Source organism: Delftia acidovorans SPH-1 (assembly GCF_000018665.1).
Classification (GTDB): domain Bacteria; phylum Pseudomonadota; class Gammaproteobacteria; order Burkholderiales; family Burkholderiaceae_C; genus Comamonas; species Comamonas acidovorans.
Map to the genome: position 1 here is coordinate 940,627 of NC_010002.1, position 22,799 is coordinate 963,425.

18 protein-coding genes are annotated in these 22,799 nt (G+C 67.7%); 9 read left to right on the forward strand and 9 right to left on the reverse strand.

What is annotated here, in order from left to right; all coding sequences use genetic code 11:
- Positions 1 to 44: 44 nt before the first annotated feature.
- Both DACI_RS04290 and DACI_RS04295 read left to right on the forward strand, forming a co-directional pair.
- Positions 45 to 548 (forward strand): Lrp/AsnC family transcriptional regulator, encoded by a 504-nt coding sequence (locus DACI_RS04290; RefSeq protein WP_012202773.1) that lies wholly within the window; start codon positions 45 to 47, stop codon positions 546 to 548.
- A gap of 161 nt (positions 549 to 709) precedes the next feature.
- Complete coding sequence (locus tag DACI_RS04295; RefSeq protein WP_012202774.1) at positions 710 to 2,470, forward strand: MFS transporter; 1,761 nt, start codon at positions 710 to 712, stop codon at positions 2,468 to 2,470.
- 247 nt (positions 2,471 to 2,717) lie between these two features.
- Here DACI_RS04295 and mltA read toward each other — a convergent pair whose 3' ends face one another.
- Positions 2,718 to 3,902, reverse strand: coding sequence for a murein transglycosylase A (mltA, locus tag DACI_RS04300; protein WP_034389752.1), 1,185 nt, complete (start codon positions 3,900 to 3,902; stop codon positions 2,718 to 2,720).
- Between mltA and DACI_RS32335 the strand changes: the two genes are divergently transcribed.
- The 3 genes from DACI_RS32335 to DACI_RS04310 all read left to right on the forward strand — a co-directional run bounded on the left by DACI_RS32335 (position 3,901) and on the right by DACI_RS04310 (position 6,332).
- Positions 3,901 to 4,071: a hypothetical protein gene (locus tag DACI_RS32335; RefSeq protein WP_016449371.1), complete on the forward strand. Its 171-nt coding sequence runs from the start codon at positions 3,901 to 3,903 to the stop codon at positions 4,069 to 4,071. The two genes, mltA and DACI_RS32335, sit on opposite strands and share 2 nt — an antisense overlap.
- Before the next feature lie 146 nt (positions 4,072 to 4,217).
- Entirely contained in the window at positions 4,218 to 4,952 is a 735-nt protein-coding gene (locus DACI_RS04305; RefSeq protein ID WP_012202776.1) for an OmpA family protein, read from the forward strand.
- Between the two features lie 105 nt (positions 4,953 to 5,057).
- Positions 5,058 to 6,332, forward strand: a complete 1,275-nt coding sequence (locus tag DACI_RS04310) for an amino acid deaminase (protein WP_012202777.1) — start codon at positions 5,058 to 5,060, stop codon at positions 6,330 to 6,332.
- 5 nt (positions 6,333 to 6,337) lie between these two features.
- Here DACI_RS04310 and DACI_RS04315 read toward each other — a convergent pair whose 3' ends face one another.
- The 4 genes from DACI_RS04315 to DACI_RS04330 are packed head-to-tail and all read right to left on the reverse strand — an operon-like array spanning position 6,338 to position 14,028.
- Complete coding sequence (locus DACI_RS04315; protein WP_012202778.1) at positions 6,338 to 6,967, reverse strand: response regulator transcription factor; 630 nt, start codon at positions 6,965 to 6,967, stop codon at positions 6,338 to 6,340.
- 16 nt (positions 6,968 to 6,983) lie between these two features.
- Positions 6,984 to 9,053 (reverse strand): two-component system sensor histidine kinase NtrB, encoded by a 2,070-nt coding sequence (locus DACI_RS04320; RefSeq protein ID WP_012202779.1) that lies wholly within the window; start codon positions 9,051 to 9,053, stop codon positions 6,984 to 6,986.
- Positions 9,054 to 9,070: 17 nt separating this feature from the next.
- The gene (locus DACI_RS04325; RefSeq protein ID WP_012202780.1) at positions 9,071 to 9,886 is read right to left on the reverse strand and encodes a carbon-nitrogen hydrolase family protein; all 816 of its coding nucleotides are present in this window, start codon (positions 9,884 to 9,886) and stop codon (positions 9,071 to 9,073) included.
- Complete coding sequence (locus DACI_RS04330; protein ID WP_043780600.1) at positions 9,883 to 14,028, reverse strand: YhdP family protein; 4,146 nt, start codon at positions 14,026 to 14,028, stop codon at positions 9,883 to 9,885. Before DACI_RS04330 ends, DACI_RS04325 begins: the two co-directional genes overlap by 4 nt.
- 133 nt (positions 14,029 to 14,161) lie before the next feature.
- On the opposite strand from DACI_RS04330, the gene glnE reads away from it, so the two are divergent.
- Positions 14,162 to 16,906, forward strand: coding sequence for a bifunctional [glutamate--ammonia ligase]-adenylyl-L-tyrosine phosphorylase/[glutamate--ammonia-ligase] adenylyltransferase (gene glnE, locus DACI_RS04335; RefSeq protein WP_043780602.1), 2,745 nt, complete (start codon positions 14,162 to 14,164; stop codon positions 16,904 to 16,906).
- Positions 16,907 to 17,280: 374 nt separating this feature from the next.
- On the opposite strand, the gene DACI_RS04340 is transcribed toward glnE, so the two are convergent.
- On the reverse strand, positions 17,281 to 17,901 hold the full coding sequence (locus DACI_RS04340) for a glutathione S-transferase family protein (RefSeq protein ID WP_012202783.1): 621 nt from the start codon (positions 17,899 to 17,901) through the stop codon (positions 17,281 to 17,283).
- 115 nt (positions 17,902 to 18,016) lie between these two features.
- Here DACI_RS04340 and purB point away from each other — a divergent pair, with 115 nt between their 5' ends.
- The 3 genes from purB to DACI_RS04355 are packed head-to-tail and all read left to right on the forward strand — an operon-like array spanning position 18,017 to position 21,065.
- A complete protein-coding gene (purB, locus tag DACI_RS04345) occupies positions 18,017 to 19,396 on the forward strand; it encodes an adenylosuccinate lyase (protein WP_043780606.1) in 1,380 nt (459 codons plus the stop codon).
- A 4-nt stretch (positions 19,397 to 19,400) separates the two neighbouring features.
- Entirely contained in the window at positions 19,401 to 20,477 is a 1,077-nt protein-coding gene (locus DACI_RS04350; RefSeq protein WP_012202785.1) for an acyltransferase family protein, read from the forward strand.
- A gap of 27 nt (positions 20,478 to 20,504) precedes the next feature.
- Entirely contained in the window at positions 20,505 to 21,065 is a 561-nt protein-coding gene (locus tag DACI_RS04355) for a YaeQ family protein (protein WP_012202786.1), read from the forward strand.
- Positions 21,066 to 21,091: 26 nt separating this feature from the next.
- Here DACI_RS04355 and DACI_RS04360 read toward each other — a convergent pair whose 3' ends face one another.
- From DACI_RS04360 to DACI_RS04370, 3 genes are all read right to left on the reverse strand, one after another.
- Positions 21,092 to 21,805, reverse strand: a complete 714-nt coding sequence (locus DACI_RS04360; RefSeq protein ID WP_012202787.1) for a hypothetical protein — start codon at positions 21,803 to 21,805, stop codon at positions 21,092 to 21,094.
- Positions 21,806 to 21,956: 151 nt separating this feature from the next.
- A complete protein-coding gene (locus DACI_RS32685) occupies positions 21,957 to 22,091 on the reverse strand; it encodes a hypothetical protein (RefSeq protein ID WP_264080303.1) in 135 nt (44 codons plus the stop codon).
- Positions 22,092 to 22,216: 125 nt separating this feature from the next.
- A complete protein-coding gene (locus DACI_RS04370) occupies positions 22,217 to 22,648 on the reverse strand; it encodes a DUF3717 domain-containing protein (protein ID WP_012202788.1) in 432 nt (143 codons plus the stop codon).
- Positions 22,649 to 22,799 lie beyond the last annotated feature (151 nt).

Consider the following 22,799-nt stretch of genomic DNA (forward strand, 5'->3'; position numbering starts at 1 on the left):
TTTCAAGTATTCTTGGCAAGAATCTTTCTTAAAAACGGTGTTTTGTGCAAACTTTGGACAAATTCGACATTGCCATCCTCGGCCACCTGCAGGCCGACGCACGCCTGACCAATGCCGAGTTGGCCCAGCGCGTGGGCCTGTCGGCCGCGCCCTGCTGGCGCCGTGTGCGGGCGCTGGAGGAGGCGGGCTTCATCCGCGGCTACCACGCCGACATCGACCGCCACAAGATCGGCCTGGGCGTGCTGGCCTTCGTGCGGCTCGATGCCGTGCGCACGGCCGGCACGCTGACGCTGGAGATGGAGGACGCCATCCGCAAGCTGCCCGAGGTCGTGACCTGCCACTACATCAGCGGCACCGGCACCTTCGAGCTACAGGTGGTGGCGCGCGACCTGGACAGCTTTGCGCAGTTCGCGCGCAACACGCTGCTGAACCTGCCCAATGTGAAGGACATGCAGACCAGTTTCTCGCTGGGCGAGATCAAGTCCAGCCATGCGCTGCCCCTGTCCCAGCTGGGGCCCATGGCGGGCAAGGGCCTGCCGGACCAGTAGCCGCAGGCCGGCGGACTGGCCTGTGAAGGTCGCGCCGAAGCGACAGTGTGCTCCTGCAAAAGGAGCAAAAAACGCCTGCCGCGCAAGGCGGTGATCGTGGTTCTTAGTGCAACAACCATTTCTGGCGCCACCCCCGCGTTTGGGCCGAGAATCAGGGGCACATGGCCGCAGAACAAACAACACCAGTCCCCGCCCAGCCGCCTGCCTCTGAATCCGAGCCTTCCACCCCGCCCCCGGCCGAGCCTTCGGGCATGGGGGCGCCGGGCACCCTGATCGAAGACCCGTCAGGCATGACGGCCGCCGACAAGGCGGCTGCCGAGGCCGAAGGCCAGAAGACGGCCCAGGCCCAGCAGGGCGTCTGGGCGCCGCTGTCCGGCCCCACCTTCCGCATGCTCTGGCTGATCTGGATGGCGGCCAATACCTGCATGTGGATGAACGATGTGGCGGCGGCCTGGCTCATGACCTCGCTGACCACCTCGCCCGTGCTCGTGGCCCTGGTGCAATCGGCCTCCACGCTGCCCGTCTTCCTGCTGGGCCTGCCCAGCGGCGCGCTGGCCGACATCCTGGACCGGCGCCGCTACTTCATCGTCACCCAGTTCTGGGTGGCGGCCGTGGCCCTGGTGCTGTGCCTGTTCGTGCTGTCCGGCCAGATGACGGCGCACTGGCTGCTGGTGCTGACCTTTGCCAACGGCATCGGCCTGGCCATGCGCTGGCCCGTGTTCTCGGCGCTGATTCCCGAACTCGTGCCCAAGCACCACCTGCCCTCGGCCATGGCGCTCAATGCCGTGGCCATGAACGCCTCGCGCATCATCGGCCCGCTGGTGGCCGGCGCCATCATCGCCAGCCTGGGCAGCGCATGGGTGTTCGTGCTGAACGCCGTGCTGTCCATCCTCTCGGGCATCGTGCTGATCCGCTGGAAGCGCCGCCATGTGGCCAACCCGCTGGGCCGCGAGCGCCTGCCCTCGGCCATGCGCGTGGGCCTGCAGTTCGTACGCGAGTCGCCCCGCATGCATGCGGTGCTGGCGCGCACGGTGTGCTTCTTCCTGCAGTGCACGGCCGTGATGGCCTTGCTGCCCCTGGTGGCACAGCGCCTGCACGGCCCCACCGAGGGCGGCGGCGGCGCCGAGACCTTCACGCTGCTGCTGGCCTCCATGGGGGCGGGCGCCATCGTGGGTGCCATGTTCCTGCCGCGCCTGCGCCAGGCCATGTCCAAGGAAAGCCTGATCCGGTCGGGCTCTGCCGTGCATGCGCTGGCCACGCTGGCCGTGGCCCTGTCGCCCAATGTCTACATGGCCGTGCCGGCCATGATGCTGGCCGGCATGGCGCTGATCTCCACCGCCAACGTGCTGGGCGTCTCGGCCCAGATGGCCTTGCCCAACTGGGTGCGGGCGCGCGGCATGTCCATCTACCAGATGTCCATCATGGGCGGTACGGCGACAGGGGCCGCTCTCTGGGGACAGGTGGCCAGCATGGTGGGCGTGCGGGGCAGCCTCATGGTGGCCGCCGCCAGCGGCGTGGTCTGCATGCTGCTGGTCCAGCGCCTGGTGCGCGACCGCCAGATCGAGGAGGATTTGAGTCCCTCCAAGGCCTTCCAGCGCCCCGAGGTCAACATCCCCGAAGCCGGCCGCGTGGTCGTCACCATCGAGTACCAGATCGACCCCACCCAGGCCGAGGCCTTCCGCGCCCTCATGCAGGAAAGCCGCCGCAGCCGCATGCGCCAGGGCGCGCTGGGCTGGAGCCTGCTGCACAGCATGAGCCATCCCGAGCGCTATGTGGAGCAGATCATCGACGAATCCTGGACCGAGCACCTGCGCCGCTTCGACCGCGTCACCGCCGCCGACGTGGCCCTGCGCGACCGCAAGCTGGCCTATCACAAGGGCAAGGAACCGCCGCGCGTCACGAGGTACTTCGATACCCCCTGAGGCGCTGCGCGCCTTCCCCCTGAGGGGGACGGCGCCCTCGCAGCGAGGCGGCTCTTGCTCGGCGCCCCTGGCGTTGGGCTGCGCCAGAGCGAGGGACAGTGGATAGAGATGTGTCTGCGCTGGTCTTGTGCCATGCGGGGCGAGCCTTGGCGCAAAGGATAAAACCGGCGCACCCCAAAGCGGGGCTGTCGTCCCCCTCCCTCGCGAAGCGAGTAGAGAGGGGGAAGCGGCGTAGCCGCTCAGGGGGTCACCTCAAGTGCGGCGCCTGGCTGGCAAGGCTGCGCGGCCAGAAGGCCCACAGGCGCAGGTTCTGCTTGATGCGGCCGGCCAGGTCGCCGGCTTCGGGTCCCCAGCCCATGAAGTAGTCGGCACGCACGGCGCCGACGATGGCGCTGCCCGTGTCCTGGGCAAAGACCAGGCGGTTCAGGGCCACGGTGGGCCCGGATGTGGACAGCCAGACCGGCGTGCCGTAGGGAATGCTCTGCTTGTCCACGGCGATGGAGCGGCCCGGGGTCAGGGCCACGCCCTGGGCGCCCTTGGGGCCGAATTGCAGGTCCAGGCCTTCCAGCGGCTCCTCGCGGAAGAAGACATAGCGCGGGTTGCTCCACAGCATTTCATTGACGCGGCCGGGGTTGGCGGCCACCCAGGCGCTGATGCCCGGCCAGGTGGCATCGCGCACCAGTCCCTGGTCCAGCAGCCAGCGGCCCACGCTCTTGTAGGGCTGGTCATTGGTGCCCGCAAAGGCGACGCGGATCGTGCGTTGCGCGCCTGTGGGCTCGGTGATGTTCAGGCGCCCCGATCCCTGGATGTGCAGCACCATCGCATCGACGGGGTCGCGCAGCCAGGCGATGGCGCGGCCTGCCAGGGCCGCCTGGGCCTCGGGCATCGTCTCGATCTGCTGGCGCGAGAACCAGGGCTTGCGGCTGCCGAAGCCGGCGCCGGCCGGCGTCTTGTACAGCGGCACGTTGAAGCCGTCGCCCGGCAGGCGCCGCGCCTCGAACAGGGGCTCGTAGTAGGCGGTCAGCATGCCGTCCGGGCCACCGCCCAGCGCTTCGATGCGGTAGGGCTGCAGATTGGCCATGAGCCAGGCGCGCTGCTCGTCGCCCGTGGCAATGCTCAGCTGGCGCACGTCCCGGCACAGGCCCGCGAAGACCGAGCTGGGCCGTTCGCAGTTCTTGAGCCAGGCATTCCAGGCTTCGTGCAGCGCGTCTTCCTGCAGGCCGGGCAATTCGCTCCAGTCGGCTGCGATCCAGCGGCTCTTGGTGGGGGTGCTGGTGACCAGCGGGGGCCTGGGTGTCACGGTGACCGGGCCTCCCGGCTGCAGGTCGGGCACGGGCGAAGGGTCATAGACCGGCTTGGTGGTGGTCGTGCAGGCGACCAGCGTCCCTACAATCAGCGCCATCGCGGCATGGCGCAGGAGGTGGAAATTCATGGGGTTGATTTTGCTCGAAGCACTGCTGGCCTTGGTGATTCTGGTCGCTATTGTGTGGTGGACCATGTTCTCCGGGCGCCGCAAGGGCGAGTTGCCCGTGGACACGCCACGGGATTCGCATCCGTCTCCAGACAAACCCTCCCCCGGGCAGGATCGCAGCGGCCCGTGACGGCCGTGGAGGCAGCCTCGCGGAGCGGGCGCCGTCCTACGGGTATGCCCTGCTCGCACTGATAGGCTGTGCGCAGCCTGCTTTCCACAATGGGGACCCTGGCGCTACCGCACGGTGCGTTCCCAAGATTCAAAAAGGAGTTTCCCATGCGCAAGCACATCGTTCTGGCCGCCGCAACGGCTGCCGCACTGTTCATCTCCGGCTGCGCGAACATGAGCGACACCCAGCGCCGCACGGCCACGGGTGCTGGCGTGGGCGCTGCAGCCGGCGCCGTGCTGGGCGCGGTCACCGGCGGCAGGGCCGGCACGGGCGCCGTGATCGGTGCCGGCGTGGGTGCACTGGGCACCTACATCTGGTCGCAGAACATGGAAAAGCAAAAGCGCGAGATGGAGCAGGCCACCCAGGGCACGGGCGTGAACGTGAGCCAGACGGCCGACAACCAGCTCAAGCTCGACATTCCCAGCGACATCTCGTTCGATACCAACCGTTCCGACATCAAGGGCAACTTCGCCCCCATCCTGGACCGCTTCGCTGAAGGCCTGCGCAACAACCCCAATGCCGAGGTGCGCATCATCGGCCACACGGACAGCACCGGCTCGGACGCCATCAACAACCCGCTGTCGCTGGACCGCGCCAACAGCACGCGCAACTACCTGACCATGCGCGGCGTCTCGGGCGCTCGCATCGCCACCGAAGGCCGTGGCTCGCACCAGCCCGTGGCTTCCAACGACTCGGCCAGCGGCCGTGCCATGAACCGCCGCGTGGAAATCTTCGTGGGTGAGATCCCGCAGCAGCACCAGCAGCAGCAGCAGCCCCAGTATCAACAGCAGCCGCAGTACCAGCAGCCGCAATACCAGCCCCAGTACCAGCAGCCCCGCTGATCCCGGCTCTGGCCCGGATGCAACGCCCCGCAACGCGGGGCGTTTTTGCGTGGGCGGCCACCTGGCTTGCCCTATGCTGGCACCCATCCATCAATGGGGAGTCGTATGAGTGAAGCAAGCACAGCAGGCATGGCCGACGTGGTCAGCCCGCTCGACAAGGGCCTGGGTGCGCTGTCGGCGCCCTGCGCGCCGCAGGACGCCGCAGCGCAGGGCTGGAATCTGCTGCGCGAGGATCTGGGCCTGCCGGCCGCCGTGCTCTCGCAGTCGCGCCTGGCGCACAACCTGGCCTGGATGCAGCGCTTTGTGGACGCCTACGGCGCCAAGCTCGCGCCCCACGGCAAGACGACCATGGCGCCCCGCCTGTTCCGCCAGCAGATCGATGCGGGCGCCTGGGGCATCACCTTGGCAACCGCCCAGCAGACACGCGTGGCCCATGCCCACGGCGTGCGCCGCGTGCTCATGGCCAACCAGCTGATCGGACGGCGCAATATGGCCGCCGTGGCCGAGCTGCTGGCCGATCCCGGTTTCGAGTTCTTCTGCCTGGTGGACTGCGCCGAGCAGGTCGAGCAACTGGCAGCCTTCTTTGGCGCGGCGGGCCAGTCCGTGCAGGTGCTGATCGAGCTGGGCCCGCCCGGCGGGCGCACGGGAGTGCGTTCCGATGCGCAGATGCAGCCGCTGCTGGACGCGCTGGCAAGGGCTGGCGTGGCCGTGCGGCTTGCCGGCATCGAGGTCTACGAGGGCGTGCTCAAGGAAGAGGATGCCATTCGCACCCTGCTGCGGCGCGCCGTTCTCTGGCTTGAGCGGCTCGCAAGCGATGGACGATTGCAGCGCAGCCCGGCCGTGCTCACGGGGGCCGGCTCGGCCTGGTACGACGTGGTGGCCCAGGAATTCGGCAAGGCCGATATAGGGGGAGCGCTGGATCTGGTGCTGCGCCCCGGCTGCTATCTCACGCATGACGCGGGCATCTACCAGGCAGCGCAGCAGCGCATCGATCAGACCAACCCCGTGGCGCAGCAGATGCGTGCCAGCCTGCTGCCTGCGCTGCAGGTCTGGGCCTATGTGCAGTCACTGCCCGAGCCCGGCCGCGCCATCGTGGCGCTGGGCAAGCGCGATACCGCCTTCGAGGCCGTGCCGCCCCGGCCCGCGCTGCGCTACCGCCCCGGTGATGCCGCGCCGGTGGCCGCACCGCCCCATTGGGAGGTCACGGCCATGATGGACCAGCATGCTTTCCTGAAGGTGGCCGAGGACGATGGCCTGCGCGTCGGCGACATGCTGGCATTCGATATCTCCCACCCCTGCCTGACCTTCGACAAATGGCGGCAGATGGCCGTCGTCAACGATAGCTACGACGTGGTCGACGTGATCGCCACGTATTTCTGAGGATGTCAGCCGTGCGTGCGCAGCAGGTTGGCCAGTTCCACGGCCGACTTGACCTGCATCTTGTCGAAGACGCGCGCGCGGTGGACTTCGACTGTGCGCACGCTGATGTCCAGCTGGTCGGCGATGAGCTTGTTGGGAATGCCTTCCACCACCAGCCGCATCACGTCGCGCTCGCGCTCCGTCAGTTCGTTGAAGCGCGCACGCACGGCCTCGCGTGCGCGGGTCTCGGCCTGGTGCTGGGCTGACAGTTCCAGCGCCTGCTCGATGCGGTCCACGAGCGCGTTGTCCGAAAAGGGCTTCTCGCAGAAATCGAAGGCGCCGCGCTTGACCGTGTCCACGGCCGTGGGCACGTCGGCATGGCCGGTCAGGAAGATCACGGGCATGCCCGCGATCTGGTTGCGCTCCAGCATGAGGTTGAACAGCGCCAGCCCGCTCATGCCGCCCATGCGCATGTCCAGCAGCAGGCAGCAGGGATTGCGTGGCGGCGGGCGCGACTGCAGCATGGCGTCGAAGGCCTCTGCGCTGTCATAGCATTCGCTGAGCAGGCGGCGCGAGCGCAGCAGCCAGGCCAGCGCTTCGCGTACATCGGTGTCGTCATCGACGATGTAGACGGTGGCGTCGGGTACAGGTTCCATGGGCCTATTGTTCCATCTATGGTTCCACCTGTGCCGGGTTGTGGGTCGGCAGCGTGAAGGCGAAGACGGTTCCGCGCGGGCTGTGCGGGCTGTGCTGCAGGTGGCCGCCATGCTGTTCGACCACGGTGCGGCACAGGCTCAGGCCCAGGCCCATGCCCTCGTTGCGCGTGGTGAAGAAGGGCGTGAACAACTGCTCCGCCACATGCTTGGGGATGCCGCTGCCGCAGTCGATGACGGCGAATTCCACCCAGCTGCGGCGCGTGCTGGCGGCCGCACGCCGCACGCGCAACTGCAGTTCGCGGTCCACGGTCTCGGGCGAGTCCATGGCCTGCATGTCGTTGCGCGCCAGGTTGAGCAGCACCTGCTCGATCATGGTCGGATCGCAGAGCACGGGCGACAGGCCGGGCTCGATATCGGTGGTCACGCGCACGCCCAGGTTGCGCGCCTGCAGGCTGACCAGCGGCAGCACGGCGTCTATGAGTTCGGCGGCACCTATGACTTCGCGTGACTGGTCGCGTCGCCGCACGAAGTCGCGCACGCTCTTGATCACGCGGCCTGCACGGTCGGCCTGGAAGCTGATGCGCTCCATGGCCATGCGCAAGTCCTGCAACTGCTGGCGCAGATGGGCTTCGTTGCCGGCGCTGCCTGCCGCACCGTCGTCGCTGCCCAGCATGTTCAGCGATCCCGTGGCGTAGCTGGAGATGGCCACCAGCGGCTGGGTGAGTTCATGGCTGAGCAGCGATGCCATTTCGCCCACGGTGGCCAGGCGTGCCGTGGCCTGCAGGCGCTCCTGCGAGGCGCGCGAGATCTCTTCCATGCGCTTTTGCTCGCTGATGTCGATGAAGGCGCTCATCCAGCCCGTGTGCTGGCCCTGGGCGTTGATCAGCGGCGCCTCGAAGATCAGCACCGGAATGCGTGTGCCGTCCTTGCGCATGAAGATGCTTTCGTGGCCCTCGCGCGGCGGCGGTGCGTTGCCGGACAGGCGGTTGTCGCGCCGGCGCGCGTAGATTTCGGCGCGCTCGGGCGGCCAGTAGGGCGCGATGCTCAGGCCCAGCAGCTCCTCGGCCGTGAAGCCCACCATGTTGCAGAAGGCCGGATTCACATAGCTGATGCGGCCCTGCAGGTCGCGCGCGCGCAGGCCCGTGACCAGCGAGTCCTCCATGGCCTTGCGAAAGGCCAGCGCATCGCCCAGGTCACGCTCGGCACGCAGGCGGCGGCGGTTGTCGCGCACCAGCACGGCGACCACGGAGACCAGGGCGATGGACATCAGCGTCACCAGGGCCGTGAGCACGTTGGGGAACACGCTGGGCGCGCGGTGCCAGCTGTCCATGCGCAGCACCAGGGTGCTGCCGGGCAGATCCAGCAGCTGCTGCGCCGTGAACATGCGCGTGCCGCGCCAGGAGGCGCCCAGCAGGGCCAGGCGCGTGCCGTCGGGCTCGGTGAAGGACACTTCCTGGGTGCGCGGCAGGTTCTTGCTGACCTGGGTGATCAGCAGGCTTTGCAGGCTGTAGGTGCCGATGACGAAGCCGATGATGTGGCCGCTTTGCGTCAGCGGCAGGCAGACCTCCATCATCTCCGTGCCCAGGCCCTCGGCCAGCAGCTGGAAGTAGCTGGGCGAGTAGGCGGGGCCGTTCAGGCGGCGCGCGTGGGTGCAGGTCAGCACGGCCTCGGGGTGGGTGTTGTTCGTGCGCAGCTGGTCTTCCCACTGCACATTGCGATAGGGGGTCTCGGCATGGGAGCGGATCTGCAGGCCCGCGTCGCGCCACTCGATGCGCATCAGCTCGCGGCGCACCTGCAGCAGTTCGGCGGCGCGGGTCTTCCATTCGGCGGGCTCGTTGTCGGGCGCGTTCAGCGCCTGCAGGTCCTGCAGGTTGCGGTTGAGCGCTGCGCGTATGTCGGCCACGGCATTGGCCGTGTCGCGCTCCAGCTTGTCCTGGACCTGGGAGGCCTCGTAGCGCCCGGCCAGCCAGACCATGGTGACGAGCATGCTCAGGACCAGGGCGACCAGCAGGCTCCATAGCGACCAGCGGCGCCAGGCCGTGCGCCAGCGGCGCCAGGGCCAGCGGCCTTCGGGCATGGGCGACATCGGCGGGTGCGTTGGATTCACAGGACGCGGTGCTCCAGGGCCGGCAGCTGGCGGCGCACATGCGCCAGGCGCTCGCGCTTGATCTCGCCCAGCACCACGCCGGCGCCCTCGGCCTGCTGGGCCAGCACCATGCCCCAGGGATCGGCCAGCAGGCTGTGGCCCCAGGTACGGCGGCCGTTTTCATGGTGGCCGCCCTGGGCGGGCGCCAGCAGGTAGGCCTGGTTTTCGATGGCGCGGGCGCGCAGCAGCACTTCCCAGTGCGCCAGCCCCGTGATGTGGGTGAATGCGGCGGGCACCAGCAGCAGGTCGGCGCCCTGCTCGGCAAGGCGACGGTACAGCTCGGGAAAACGCAGGTCGTAGCACACGCTCAGACCCAGGCGCCATGTCTCGCCCTCGCGCGAGGTGATGTCGCAGGTCACGGGCGTGTGGCCCGCCTGGACCACGGCGGCTTCCGTGTAGCGCTCGCGTCCGTTGTCGTAGTGGAACAGGTGGATCTTGTCGTAGCGCGCCACGCATTCGCCCTCGGGCGAGAACACCAGGGAGCTGTTGAGCACGTGGGCATCGTCATCGGCCACCAGAGGCAGGGTGCCGCCCACGATCCACAGCTGCAGCTCGCGTGCTGCGCGGCGCAGGAAGTCCTGGATGGGGCCTGCGCCGAAGCTCTCGCGGTAGGCCAGCTTGTCGGTGTCGCGCAGGCCCATGGCGCAGAAATACTCGGGCAGGGCCGCAAGCTCGGCCCCCTGGTCGCGTGCCTGGCGCAGCAGGGCCAGCGCCTGGTCGAGGTTGGCGCGCACATCGGGTTCCGACACCATTTGCAGGGCTGCGATTTTCATGGGTTCTCTCCTGAAGAAGCGGGTTCGGTGGCGCCGGAGGGCGTGCTGGCGGGGCTGTTGGCGGCAGGATCGGAGGGTGTCGTGGCCCGGCGCCGTGGCAGGGCCGTGACCTGGGGCTCGTCCCAGCTGCCGTCGATGCGGAATTCCTTGGTGGCCGCCGCGATCAGCGGGCCGCGCAGCAGCACCTGCGCCAGGAAGCTGCCCAGGCCGACCACGGGGTTGATGGCCGTGGCCACCAGGGAGGCCGTCATGGCATTGATCTCGGGCACCACCACCACATGCAGATTCTGCGTCTCCTGGACCAGGTCGGCCGTGCCCTCCATCAGCACGGCGGCGTTGACGCCCTTCATCTGCATGTTGTTGGTGCGCGCCACGCCGTCGGTGATCTGCACGTCGCCGCGCATGAAGTCGAAGGCGAAGCCGTTGCTGAACACATCGCGGAAATCCAGGGTCAGCCGGCGGGGCAGCGCCTGCAGGCTGAGCACACTCAGCAGCTTGGCCAGGCCCGGCTCGGCCTTGAGGAACTGGCCGGTCTGCACATCCAGGTGCATGGAGCCAGAGAGGCTGCGAAAGTCGGGCGTGATGGGCGAGCCCGTCCAGCCCGCCGAGCCCTGCAGCACGCCCTTGCCGTTGCCCACCACGCCAGGCATGTCAAAGCGCGTGAGCAGCTTGCCCACGTCGCGCAGGTCCAGCTGGAACTGCAACTGGCTGCGTCCCGGGTGTTCGGACTGGCCCTGGGGCAGGCGCCACTGGCCGCTGGCCGTCAGCGTGGCCTCGGGCGTGGCGATGTTGAAGCGCGACAACTGCCATTCGCGCGCCGCCGCATTGCCGGGAACGGGGCGGTTGCGGGCCTCCACTTCCAGGCGGCCCAGGGCGTGGCCTGACAGGTGCATGTCGTCCACCACGATCTGCAGGGCCGGCAGCTGGCGCGGCCCCTCGCTGAACAGGGCGTCCACGCGGTCGGATTTGGCCTCGGGCACCGTCAGGCGCGACAGCCGGGCCACCAGCTGCCCTTCGGGCTGGGCGTCCGTGCCTTCGCGAAAGCCCACATAGCCATCCAGCTCCTGGGAGGTGAGGTTGCTGTGCCACGAGCCGCCATCGCGCGAGATGCCCGCCACCACGTCGTGCAGCTGCCGCCCCTTGGCCTGCAGCTGCTTGACGCGCAGGGTCAGCCGGTCGGGGAGGTATTCGCGCGCCGGGTCCGCGGCATCGGCGGGCTCCGGCTTGGCGCCGCTGGACTGCGGCGCCAGTGCCAGCCAGTCGTCGAGATTGAAGAGCGGCAGCTGCACATGGGCCTGCACGCCCTGGCCCGAAGTGGAAGCCGTGCCCGCTTCCTGGCCGATGAGGATGCTGCCGTGCAGCACACGGCTGTGCTTGCCACTGATGTCGCGCTCATAGAACACCGAGCCCGTATCGCCCAGTTGCACGCTGATCTGGTCGCGCAGCGGGGCATCGGGCGAGGTGAAGCTGGCGGGTGCGAGCTGGTGGCTCACGTTCAATGGCTGGATGGACTCCGCCGCCTTGCCCAGCGGGGCGGGCAGGTTGATGCGCATGCCTTGCAGGCTGGACTGGACCTGGATTTCGGGTGTTCCGCGCCGCACCTTCAGCAGCAGGGAATAGGGCGACTGGCCCTCGGCATGGCGGGCCAGGTCGGCCACCCAGCCCAGTTCCCTGGCTTCGCGCAGCCCCTGTGCCGTGGCCGTGCCCTGCACGCGCACTTTGACGGACGATTCGGTGGCCGGCGCATTGCGCGCCAGCGCCTGCATGCCGCCGTCGGCGCGCAGCTCACCGCCCAGCGCGCGCGCCTGCAGGCCGGCCAGCGAGAAGCCGGTTTCGGAGAACTTGACGACCCCGCGCAACTGGCTCAGATGGGGCGTCTGATCATCGAGCTGCAGGGAGTTGCCCGCCAGCGTGACCTGCCCGGACACCTTGCTGCGGTCCAGATGGTCGATGGGCAATTGCAGCTGCAGGGCCAGTTGCGCGGCGCCCGTGGCCTCGCTGCCGTCCAGCACGTGCCCGGTCAGCGCCGACAGGGCCGAGGTCTTGACCACGCCCAGCATGTCGGCCAGCGGGCCCTGGCCCTTGGCGGTCACGGCCACCTCGGTGTGGCCCAGGTTGGGAATGCTGGCCTGGATGTCGCGCATCTGCAGCTGCGGGTAGCCCGCGAACTCGCCGCGTGCATTGCGCACGGCCATCGACGAGCGGTCGAAGACCAGCTCACCCGACAGATCGACCAGGGCCGGCCAGGGCGCCTCGCCATGCGTGAGCAGATGGGGCGGCACATATTCATAGTGCACGTCATGCAGCTTGGCAGCGATATGGAACTCGCCCTGGCTGGGCTTTTCGGCCGGCACGTGGTCCAGGTGGCCGCGCACCTTGAAGTTCACCGTGCTTGCGCGCCCGGCGTGGATGGCCTCTCGCACGTAGTGGCGCGCATCGGCGGGGATTTCCAGCGGCAGATAGCGGTGCACGCGCGTGCCGTCTGCGTTGCGCAACTGGCCCTGCAGGTCCAGCACGCCCGGAAAGCGCGGGTGCTTGTCGCTGCCGTCGCCGGTGTGCCACTGCGCACGGGCCTCGCCCTCGGTGTCATCGTTGGCAAAGCGCAGGTTGGGCACCTGCACGCTGATGGCCTGGCCGCGCAACTGCCAGCGCAGGCTGGCCTGCAGGCGGTGCAGCGGGATCTCGGGTTCCTCGAAGACGCCAGGAAAGGACAGCGCGGCCGGCTGCTGCCCCGTGCCCTCCATCTCCAGCTGCGCCTGTCCGCCGTCCTGGTCCAGCGAGAAGCGCGCGTTCAGGCCCTTGATGCCGGGCATGCCCGGCTTCGTGGGGCCTTCGGACGATGCCACGCCGTCGATCGACAGCTGCTGCAGCTCGCCGCTGGCCTTGTACTGCTGCACAGCCTGCAGCGGGCCGCGCCAGCTTCCCTGGAACTGGCGCAACTGGCCGGTCGGGGCCATGTCGGCCAGATGGCGCTGCAGCTGCTCGGGCAGCGGCAGGCGCTGGCCCAGCTGGGCGAGGATGGCCAGGTCAATGCCATCGGCCTGGAACTCGCCCTGCTCGCCCAGCGCCCCCTGCGTGCTGGCGCCCGCAGGGTTGTAGCGCGCGCGCAGGTTGCCGGCAGGCCAGTGCAGGCCATCACCCGTGGAGAACTCCAGGTTCTGCGCGGCGAAGCGCCAGCCATCCTGGTGCTGCACGCTCAGCCGGCCCGTCAGCGCCTGCAGTTGCAGCGGCTCCAGGTTCTCGCGCCACTGCAGTTGCAGGGCATTCACCGCCACATCGGCCATGGCACCCACGGGCTGGCCCTGGCGCAGGTCGATCCAGGCGCGCAGTGCGCCCCGGCCCTGCTGAAGGCGCAGGTCGGACGTATCCATGTACTGCCCGAGCCGGGACAGGTCGATCTGCGTGAACATCGCATGGGCCTGTCCGCTCCAGCGCTGCCAGTTGCCCTCGTGCGTGGACAGCAGCGGCTCGCGGAACAGGCCGGCAAGCATAAAGCGCTCGCCCCAGCCTTCGGGCGGCGTGGCATCCAGGCGCATTCCGTGGCTCCAGCCCTTGTTGCGCAGCACCAGGTCCACATCGCGCAAGGCCAGCGGCGGTGCCTGGCGCATTTCGTCCACCCACAGCAGGCTGCCGCCGCGCAGGGCCAGCTCGGTCTGGGAAAACAGCCAGTCGGCGGCGGCATTGTCCCCGCCCGATGAAGGGCTGATCTCGATGCCGGCCACGAAGACACGGCCATCGGCCGCGCGGCGGACCACGAGTTCGGGGCGGTCGATATAGATCTGCTCCACGCCCAGGCGCATCAGCGAGCGGGCCGAAACGGCCACCACCACGCTGGGCAGGCGCAGGGCGTCCGCGGTGTGTTCTGGGTCTTCGACCACCACGTCGCCCAGCTCGAACCGGGGGACCAGTCCCTCGCTGCGGGCCGTGATGCTGCCTATGCGCACGGGTAGGCCCAGCGTGCGTGAGGCCAGGGATTCCAGCTGAGGACGCCATTCGCCGATTCGCGGCACAATCCAGCCATGGAGCACCCCCCACACGGAGCCCAGGACCAGCCAGAAGGCCAGGACCAGCCCCAGTGACCACCGCGCAAGGCCGGCCATCCAACGGGTCAGGCGTGTGGGGTGCGGTTTCGGTTCGATCATCGGCGGCATCAGCTATGACGGGAATTATGACCGGCACCCTCGGGGACCGGACGGTAACCAAGGGTTGCTGCGATCCCTCTGCGCGTGAGTGGCCGCTTCTTTCGCGTTCCGTATGCAATCCTCAGAGCACGCAATGGCAGACACGGCCTTGAATGTCCCCGCACAGGCCGCCTATTCCCGTTTCCACCAACGGCTGCATCGTCGCTATGGCGACGAGTTGAGCCTGTTGCCGCCGGGCCCGCCCGAGCGTGCCTCCATGGAGCAGGCCCTGTCGGCGCTGCTGGAGCGCGGGCTGGACCTGTCGGCCGCGCTGCGCGTGCTGCGCCAGCTGGTCATGGAGCGCACCATGGTGCTCGACTGCGAGCAGCAGGCGCCGCTGGCCGTGGTCACGCGGGCCGTGACCGAGCTGGCCGAGCTGGCGCTGGAGCGCGCCTGCATCCAGGTGCGCGCCGAACTCGATGCGCGCCATGGCGCACCGCAAGGCCCCGAGGGCCGGCCCGTGCAGCTGTGGATCATCGGCATGGGCAAGCTGGGCGCGCGCGAGCTCAATGTCTCCAGCGACATCGACCTGATCTACGTCTACGAGCAGGACGGCGACACGGCCGGCCTGCCTGACGGGCGCGGCGTTCTCTCCAACCATGAGTACTTCGCGCGCGTTGTCAAAGGCATCTATGGCCTGATCGGCGACACCACCGAGCACGGATTCGTGTTCCGCGTGGACCTGGCGCTGCGGCCCAACGGCAACTCGGGGCCGTCGGCTGTCTCGCTGGCCTCGCTGGAAGAGTATCTGCAGACCCATGGCCGCGAATGGGAGCGCTTCGCCTGGCTCAAGAGCCGGGTGGTGGCGCCCATGGACAGCGTGCGCTCCACGCAGGTGCAGGCGCTGCGCGCCGTGGTCCTGCCCTTCGTCTTTCGCCGCTATCTGGATTACGCGGTCTTCGATGCGCTGCGTTCGCTGCACCGCCAGATCCGCGAGCATGCGGCGCGGCGCAGCGCGGGCCATCCCGGCCGCTCCAATGACGTCAAGCTCTCGCGCGGCGGTATCCGCGAGATCGAATTCACCGTGCAATTGCTGCAGGTGGTGCGTGGCGGCCAGTTCCCCGAGCTGCGCTGCCGCCCCACGCTGGAGGCGCTGGGGCGCCTGGCGCGCGCCGGCCTCATGAGCCAGGAAGTGGCCGACGCCCTGGGCGCGGCCTATACCTTTTTGCGCCGTGTCGAGCACCGCATCCAGTACCTGGACGACCAGCAGACCCATGTGCTGCCCACGCGCGATGACGACCTCGAATGGATTGCGCGCACCATGGGCTTTGCCGATACCTGCGCCTTCCTGCACCAGTTCGACGCCCACCGCGAAAAGGTGGCCGAGGAGTTCGACACCCTGCTCGGCGGCTCGGCCCCGCCGCAATGCAGCGCGGGCCGCTGCAACGGCGCCCGCAGCCCTGCCCAGGGAGGAACGCCGCGCGAGATCGATGGACTCATGGAGCAGTTGCCGCCCGCCCTGGCCGCCCACGTGGCCGACTGGCGCGGCAACGCCCGCATCGCCAACCTGCGCGACGAGGCGCGCGGCCGGCTGTTCCGCCTTGTGCAGCGCACGGCGCAATGGGTGGCCGAGCGCAGCGTGCCCGAAGACGCCGCAGTGCGCTTTCTGAACTGGCTGGAGCCGCTGCTGCGCCGCGAAAGCTATCTGGCCCTGCTGCTGGAGCGCCCTGCCGTGCACGAGCGGCTGCTGGACCTGCTGGGCGCGGCGCGCTGGCCCGCGCGCTATCTGCAGCAGCACCCGGGCGTGATCGACGAGCTTGCCAACGACGCCATGCTGGGCGAGCGCTTCTCCCCCATGGATTTCGAGCATGAGCTGGCCCTGCGCCTGGCCGCGCTGCAGACCACGGGCGAGGACGACGACGAAACCCTGCTGAACCTGCTGCGACGCGCCCACCATGCCGAGGTCTTTCGCACGCTGGCGCGTGATATCGAGGGCCGCATCACGGTCGAGCAGGTGGCGGACGACCTCAGTGCGCTGGCCGACTGCGTGCTGCGCGTGACGGCCAGCTGGTGCTGGAGCCGGCTCAAGAACCGCCACCGCGAGTCGCCGCAATTCGCCATCATTGGCTACGGCAAGCTCGGCGGAAAGGAGCTGGGCTACGGCAGCGACCTGGACATCGTCTTCGTCTTCGATGACGACGACGAGCACGCCTCCGAGATCTATGCCGCCTTTGTGCGCAAGCTCATCAACTGGCTGGCCGTCAAGACGGGCGAGGGCGATCTGTTCGAGATCGACACTGCGCTGCGCCCCAACGGCAACTCCGGCCTGCTGGTGACCAGCTTTGCCTCCTATGCCAACTACCAGCAGCAGCGCGGCAGCAACACGGCATGGACCTGGGAGCACCAGGCCATGACGCGGGCGCGCTTCGTGCTGGGCAGCGACGATCTGCAGGCCCGCTTCGACGCCGTGCGCGAGGCCGTGATCACCGCGCCGCGCGACGCCGCGGCCCTGCGCGACGAGATCGTGGCCATGCGCGAACGCGTGCGCAGTGCGCATCCGGTGCGCGGCGGCCTCTTCGACGTCAAGCACAGCCCCGGCGGCATGGTCGATGTGGAGTTCGCCGTCCAGTACCTGGTTCTCTCGCAATCGGCCATGCATCCGGGGCTGATGGCCAATCTGGGCAACATCGCGCTGCTGCAGCGTGCGGAAGAGGCGGGCCTGCTGCCTGCAGGCGTGGGCCAGCAGGCCGCCCGGGCCTACCGTGAACTGCGCCGCCTGCAGCACGTGGCGCGGCTGGACGAGCGGACGGCCCAATTGGTGCCCGGCCAGGCCGAGCCGCTCAGTGCGCCGGTCAAGGCCCTGTGGGAAGCTGTTTTCACGGGAGCCGCTCTGGTGTGAGGGTGCGGGGAGGGAAGGTGGTCGGCCCTGGCCGACGCCGTCCCGTCAGCATCCATCGAACACGGCCTACAGCAGAATGACGCTCCTCGTCAAAATGTTACATTTTTCCCGCCCCCGACCCCTGGAACTTCTGCAAAAGTAGCTCATCTATTGGACAGGTTGACGAGAGAGGGTATCCAGACCGAATTTCACGTTGCGAAGCCTCTGGGGCCACAGTCCTGAACTGTTCCGCCCGAAGCGCTTCTCCTCCCTCCCTCTCTTTATTCGTTTCGGGATGCTTCGCAACTTTTTTATGCCAGCAAAAAGGCCACCCATCGGGTGGCCTTTTTTGTTGCCGCTGCAGCTGCAGTTGTCGTTGCGGGGGTGACCCGTTTTCAGGGCTGGGGCGGGCGTGTGGTCGCAAAGCTGGCGCGTTCCGCCAGCTTTGCCTGCAAGGTGGCCAGATTGGGGTGGTCGGCGCGCCAGTCCAGTTCGGGAAAGCGAAAGTCCAGCCAGCCCAGGGCACAGCCCACGCACACGTCGGCCAGGGTGAAGTGGATGCCGCAGCAATACGGCTTGTCGCCCAGGCCCTGGGACATCACGTTCAGTGCGGCGCGCACCTTGGCCAGCTGGCGGTCTATCCAGGCCTGGCAACGCTGCTCTTCGCTGCGGCCATCCCAGGTGGCTTCGAGGCGGGCCAGGGCTCCGGCGTCCAGCACGCCATCGGCCAGGGCTTCCCAGGTCTTGATCTCGGCACGCTCGCGGCCTGTGCCGGGGATCAGCTTGCCTACCGGGGAAAGTGTGTCCAGATATTCGACGATCACGCGCGAGTCGAACATGGCATCGCTGCCGTCCATGACCAGGCGCGGCACCTTGCCCAGCGGATTGCCGGTGCCCGGCGACAGCTCGCGGCTCCAGGGGTTTTCCTCGACGAACTGATAGTCGAGCCTTTTCTCGGCCAGTACGACGCGTACCTTGCGTACGTAGGCGCTGGTGGAGGAACCTATCAGTTTCATGGCTGTTTTCCGTGGCGAAGAGGCGGCCCATGGGCGGGCAGCCGATTCTATGCGCTGCCCGGCGATCTCCCCCTACAGCCCCCGTTTTTGCCGCGCGCACCTACAATCACGGCCCATGAATCTGCCGCACATCTCCGCCCTGTCCCCGCTCGACGGCCGCTACGCCGCCAAACTGTCTCCTCTGCGCCCGATCATGAGCGAGATGGGATACATGCACCGCCGCGTGCAGGTGGAGGTGACCTGGTTCATCGCCCTGTCGGACGCCGGCTTTGCCGAGTTCAAGCCCCTGACCGAAGGCGCCCGCGTCTATCTGCAGGATCTGGTGAAGAACTTCTCCGAGGCCGATGCCGTGGCCATCAAGGACATCGAAAAGACCACCAACCACGACGTCAAGGCCGTGGAGTACTGGATCAAGGGCAAGTTCGACGGCCGTCCCGAACTGCTCAAGGCCGCCGAATTCGTGCATTTCGCCTGCACCAGCGAAGACATCAACAACACCAGCCATGCGCTGCAACTGCGCGCCGGTCGTGACAGCGTGCTGCTGCCGGCCTTGGCGGGCATCACTGCCAAGCTGCGCGAGATGGCCCACGCCTACGCGGCCGTGCCCATGCTCAGCCGCACGCACGGCCAGACCGCCAGCCCCACCACCGTGGGCAAGGAAATCGCCAACGTGCTGGTGCGTCTGGAAAAGGCCGCTGCCCGCATCGCCGAGGTCAAGCTCCTGGCCAAGATGAATGGCGCCGTCGGCAACTACAACGCCCATCTGTCGGCCTGGCCCGAGTTCGACTGGGAAGCCTTCAGCAAGAAGGTGATCGAGTCGCCCGAGCCCCAGGGCCTGGGCCTGAGCTTCCAGCCCTACTCGATCCAGATCGAGCCGCATGACTACATGGCCGAGCTGTTCGACGCCATCGCGCGCGCCAACACCATCCTCATCGACTTCTCGCGCGATGTCTGGGGCTATGTGTCCCTGGGCTACTTCAAGCAGCGCCTGAAGGCCGGCGAGATCGGCTCGTCCACCATGCCGCACAAGGTCAACCCCATCGACTTCGAGAATGCCGAAGGCAATCTGGGCCTGGCCAACGCACTGCTCAAGCACCTGGCCGAAAAGCTGCCCATCTCGCGCTGGCAGCGCGACCTGACCGACTCCACCGTGCTGCGCAACATCGGCGTGGCCATGGGCTATGCCACGCTGGCCTACAGCTCGCTGATGACGGGCCTGAACAAGCTCGAACTCAACGAAGAGCGCCTGCAGGAAGACCTGGATCACGCCTGGGAAGTCCTGGCCGAGCCCATCCAGACCGTCATGCGCCGCTACGGCGTGCAGGGCGCCTACGAAAAGCTCAAGGAAGTCACGCGCGGCAAGACCGTGCAGGCCGAAGACCTGCACCGCCTGATCAACGGCCTGGAAATCCCCCAGGCCGACAAGGACCGCCTGCTGGCCATGACGCCTGCCTCCTATGTGGGCAAGGCGGCCGAGCTGGCCCGCCGCGTCTGAGTTGATGCAGGCCCATGGCGTCGGCACTGCGGCGCGATCCAACAATTTTGATGCGCTGAGGCTGCTGGCTGCACTGCTGGTGATCTGGAGCCATCAGTTCGCGGTCATGGGCCTTCCGGTTCCTCAGCTCCTGCACAACGAGCCGGGTGCGCTGGGCGTTGTCATCTTCTTTGCCATCAGCGGATATCTCGTCACCCTGTCATGGCTGGCAGACCCCCACCTGGGGCGTTTTGCTGCCCGGCGCGCGTTGCGGATCTGGCCAGGCCTCACGGCGGCTGTGCTGCTCTGTGCCCTGGTGCTCGGGCCCCTGGTGACCTCCTTGCCCGTGAAGGCCTATTTCGCGCATCCATTGACGTGGGACTATCTGCGCAACCTGTGGCTGGACACGCAGTTTGCGCTGCCGGGCGTATTTGATGGCAACGTGCTGGCTTCATCTGTCAATGGTCCTTTGTGGACCATTCCTCTGGAAGTGGGCTGCTATGCCTTCCTTGCTGCAGCCGGTGCCCTGGGTCTGATGCGCTGGCGCTGGGTTGCACCATTGGTATTTCTTGCGCTGCTTTTGGGCATGCAATGGCGCTACAGCCCGGCGCCGGGTGCGGCCATGCCTGCGTGGTCCTTCGGGCTGCAATACGGTATGGTGTTCGCGCTGGGTGCGACGCTGGCTTGCTGGCGCCATCTGTGGATAGGGCGCCGCCCGATCGCCATGGCGGCCATGCTGCTGGTAATTGGCGCCCTGTACTTCAAGGGCCCGGCGATCATTGCAGGCCAGGCGCCCTTGCTGGCGCTGGCCGTGGTGGCCGTGGTGGCCGGGTCAGCCTCCACTCCCGTCCTCAAGCACGCAGGGCATTTCGGTGATTTCTCCTACGGCCTGTACATTTACGCCTTTCCCGTGCAGCAGCTGGTGGCCTGGCATTTCGCGGATCGGCTCGGCTATGGCGCGGCTCTGGCCTGTACCGTGGCCGGCACGGGCCTGCTGGCAGTTCTGTCCTGGCATTTGCTTGAAAAGAAGGCGCTGACCTTCAAGCCCCCCAGGCCTGCTTCGGGTGTTTCCAAAATTCCTTCGGCGCAAGTGACGGGCTGACCCGCACCTGCCGAACGTACTCGTCTCATGGCCCTCAAATCCACCATCTTCAAGGCGAACCTGTCCATCGCCGACATTGACCACGGCTACTACGCCGACCATGCGCTGACCCTGGCGCGCCATCCCAGCGAGACGGACGAACGCATGATGGTGCGCCTGGTGGCCCTGGCCCTCAATGCACACCAGCTCAATGACATGTGCAAGGGCGACGGCACGCTGGCGTTTGGCGCAGGCCTGTCCGATCCCGAAGACCCCGATGTCTCGCTGACCGACTTCACGGGCGCCAAGCGCCTGTGGATCGAGGTCGGCCAGCCCGAGGAAAAGCCCATCGCCAAGGCCTGCAACAAGTCCGATGCGGTGGTGCTCTACGCCTTCCACCATGCGGCCGAGGTCTGGTGGAAGGGCCTGGAGGGCAAGCTGGCGCGGCTGAACAAGCTGCAGGTCTGGCGCATTCCCTCCGAAACATCCCAATCCCTGGCGGAGCTGGCCGAGCGCAGCATGCAGCTGCAGGCCACCATCCAGGAAGGCGCGCTGACGCTCAGCAGCAACCTGGGCACGGTCTTCATCGAGCCGCTGCGCTGGAAGTAAACGGGCTCCCGCTCAAGGTCCCCGTTTCAACCCGGCAACTGCATCCGGACGGCCTGGGCAAAGGACTCCACGGTCCAGCCCGCGCCCAGCAGCATGCGGCGCGTGGACAGGCGGTCCATGACATCGTCCGGCACATTGCGGCCCAGATGGATGAGCGACTTGCTGTCCCCAATGCCCACATATCGGCCGTCATAGCTTCGCGCCAGATGGTTCCATAGGCCGTGGGCGCCCGGCGACTGGCGTGCGCCGCTGACCAGGCAGGTGCCTTTGTCCAGCACGCTGCGATACACAGCGCTGGCAATGCCACGCCGCTGGTAATGCGGCGCAAAGCGCGAATGCGGCGAGCGCACGCGGCGGTCGGTGCGCTTGTCCACCTCGACCAGGCGATTGAACACCGTGTAGCCGGCCAGGCAGCGCCGCTCCATGTCCTCCACGTAGGCAAACCATTCGCCGTCGGCTTCACGCCAGTGCAGCTGGAACTGCGGGTCGTGCAACGGGCGGCGCTCCAGGCCATGGAGCTTGTTGCCGGGCTGGTACAGGCGCTCGTGAATGGCTTCGAGCTCGCCCTCCACCAGCGGCTGCATCACGTCGATGCGCAGCTCGGTGACGTGGCGTGGCGCGCAGCGGGGCAGGGCGCGATGCGCCACGGTATCGCTCAGATGGCGCAGATGGCGCAAGAGCGTGGAAAAAGAGGGGGCGGCAAAAGAGGGCCCGGCTGGGGCAAGGGCTAGACAGGTCACGGCAGGGCTCGCTTCGTCGGCTGGCCGTCTGCTGGCCTTGTGGCCGGGCAGACGCGTGAAAATCCAACCGCCTTCAGCCTAGGGATGAAGGCGGCGCAAGAAGAGCGGATTCAGTGAAGCGACGCTGCCCGGTTCCGCGCAGGGCAGCGCATCAAGACCGTGCGGCCTGTCGGGGGCCGATGTTCAGCCGTGCCGCATCACGCTCGCGCAGGCGCGTGGCCGTGGCGGGCCAGGCCTTGCCGGTCGGCACGCGCGTCTCGCCCGCATCACGTGCCGTGAGGCGCAAGCAAAGGCGGAGGTGGCTGTGGCGGTAAGCGGCGGTCTGCAGCATGGCGGCCGATGTTAGGCCGTCTGCAACATCGCACTGGTCCGGTGCGGTATCCGGCAGATCAGCCGGCAATCAACCAGCAATCAGCCAGAGTCACGCGATGTGTCCGTGCGCTCGGCCGCACGTTCTGCATAGCGGGTGAAACGCCAGGAGTCGCCCTCTGCCGTGATCCTGCGCCAGACCATCCGCTTTTGTGCCGGCTCCATCGCGGTCCACAGCTGCACTTCATCAAAGCTGCGGCCGCAGCCCTTGCATCTTTCGTCGCCCTGGCTGGTGGAGCAGATGGCGATGCAGGGCGTATCGGGCGTGGTGTCGTACCAGGCCAGCCAGGCCGCCATGGCGTGCGAGGGAAAGCCCTCAACCTGTACTTCGCTCTCATGCCAGAAGATCATCAGCGCGTACACCTCAGCCAGGGCCCGTACTTCGGGCTGCAGCAGCACGCCGTCCGGGGACGGATGGCGCTCGCGCCAGTAGTTGATGGCGGCTTCGATGTCGGTGATGTGCAGTGCGGTCATGGACGGTCAGGGGGAAGGGACAGCGATGATAAGACGCCTGCCCGCGCACGGCCGGGCATGGCTGCAACACTCCGTTGGCTCAAGGGTTGCTATGGATAGTGAAGCATTTGAGGTGGGCAGGTAAATGGTCTGGGGGATGCGCGACTTGTGC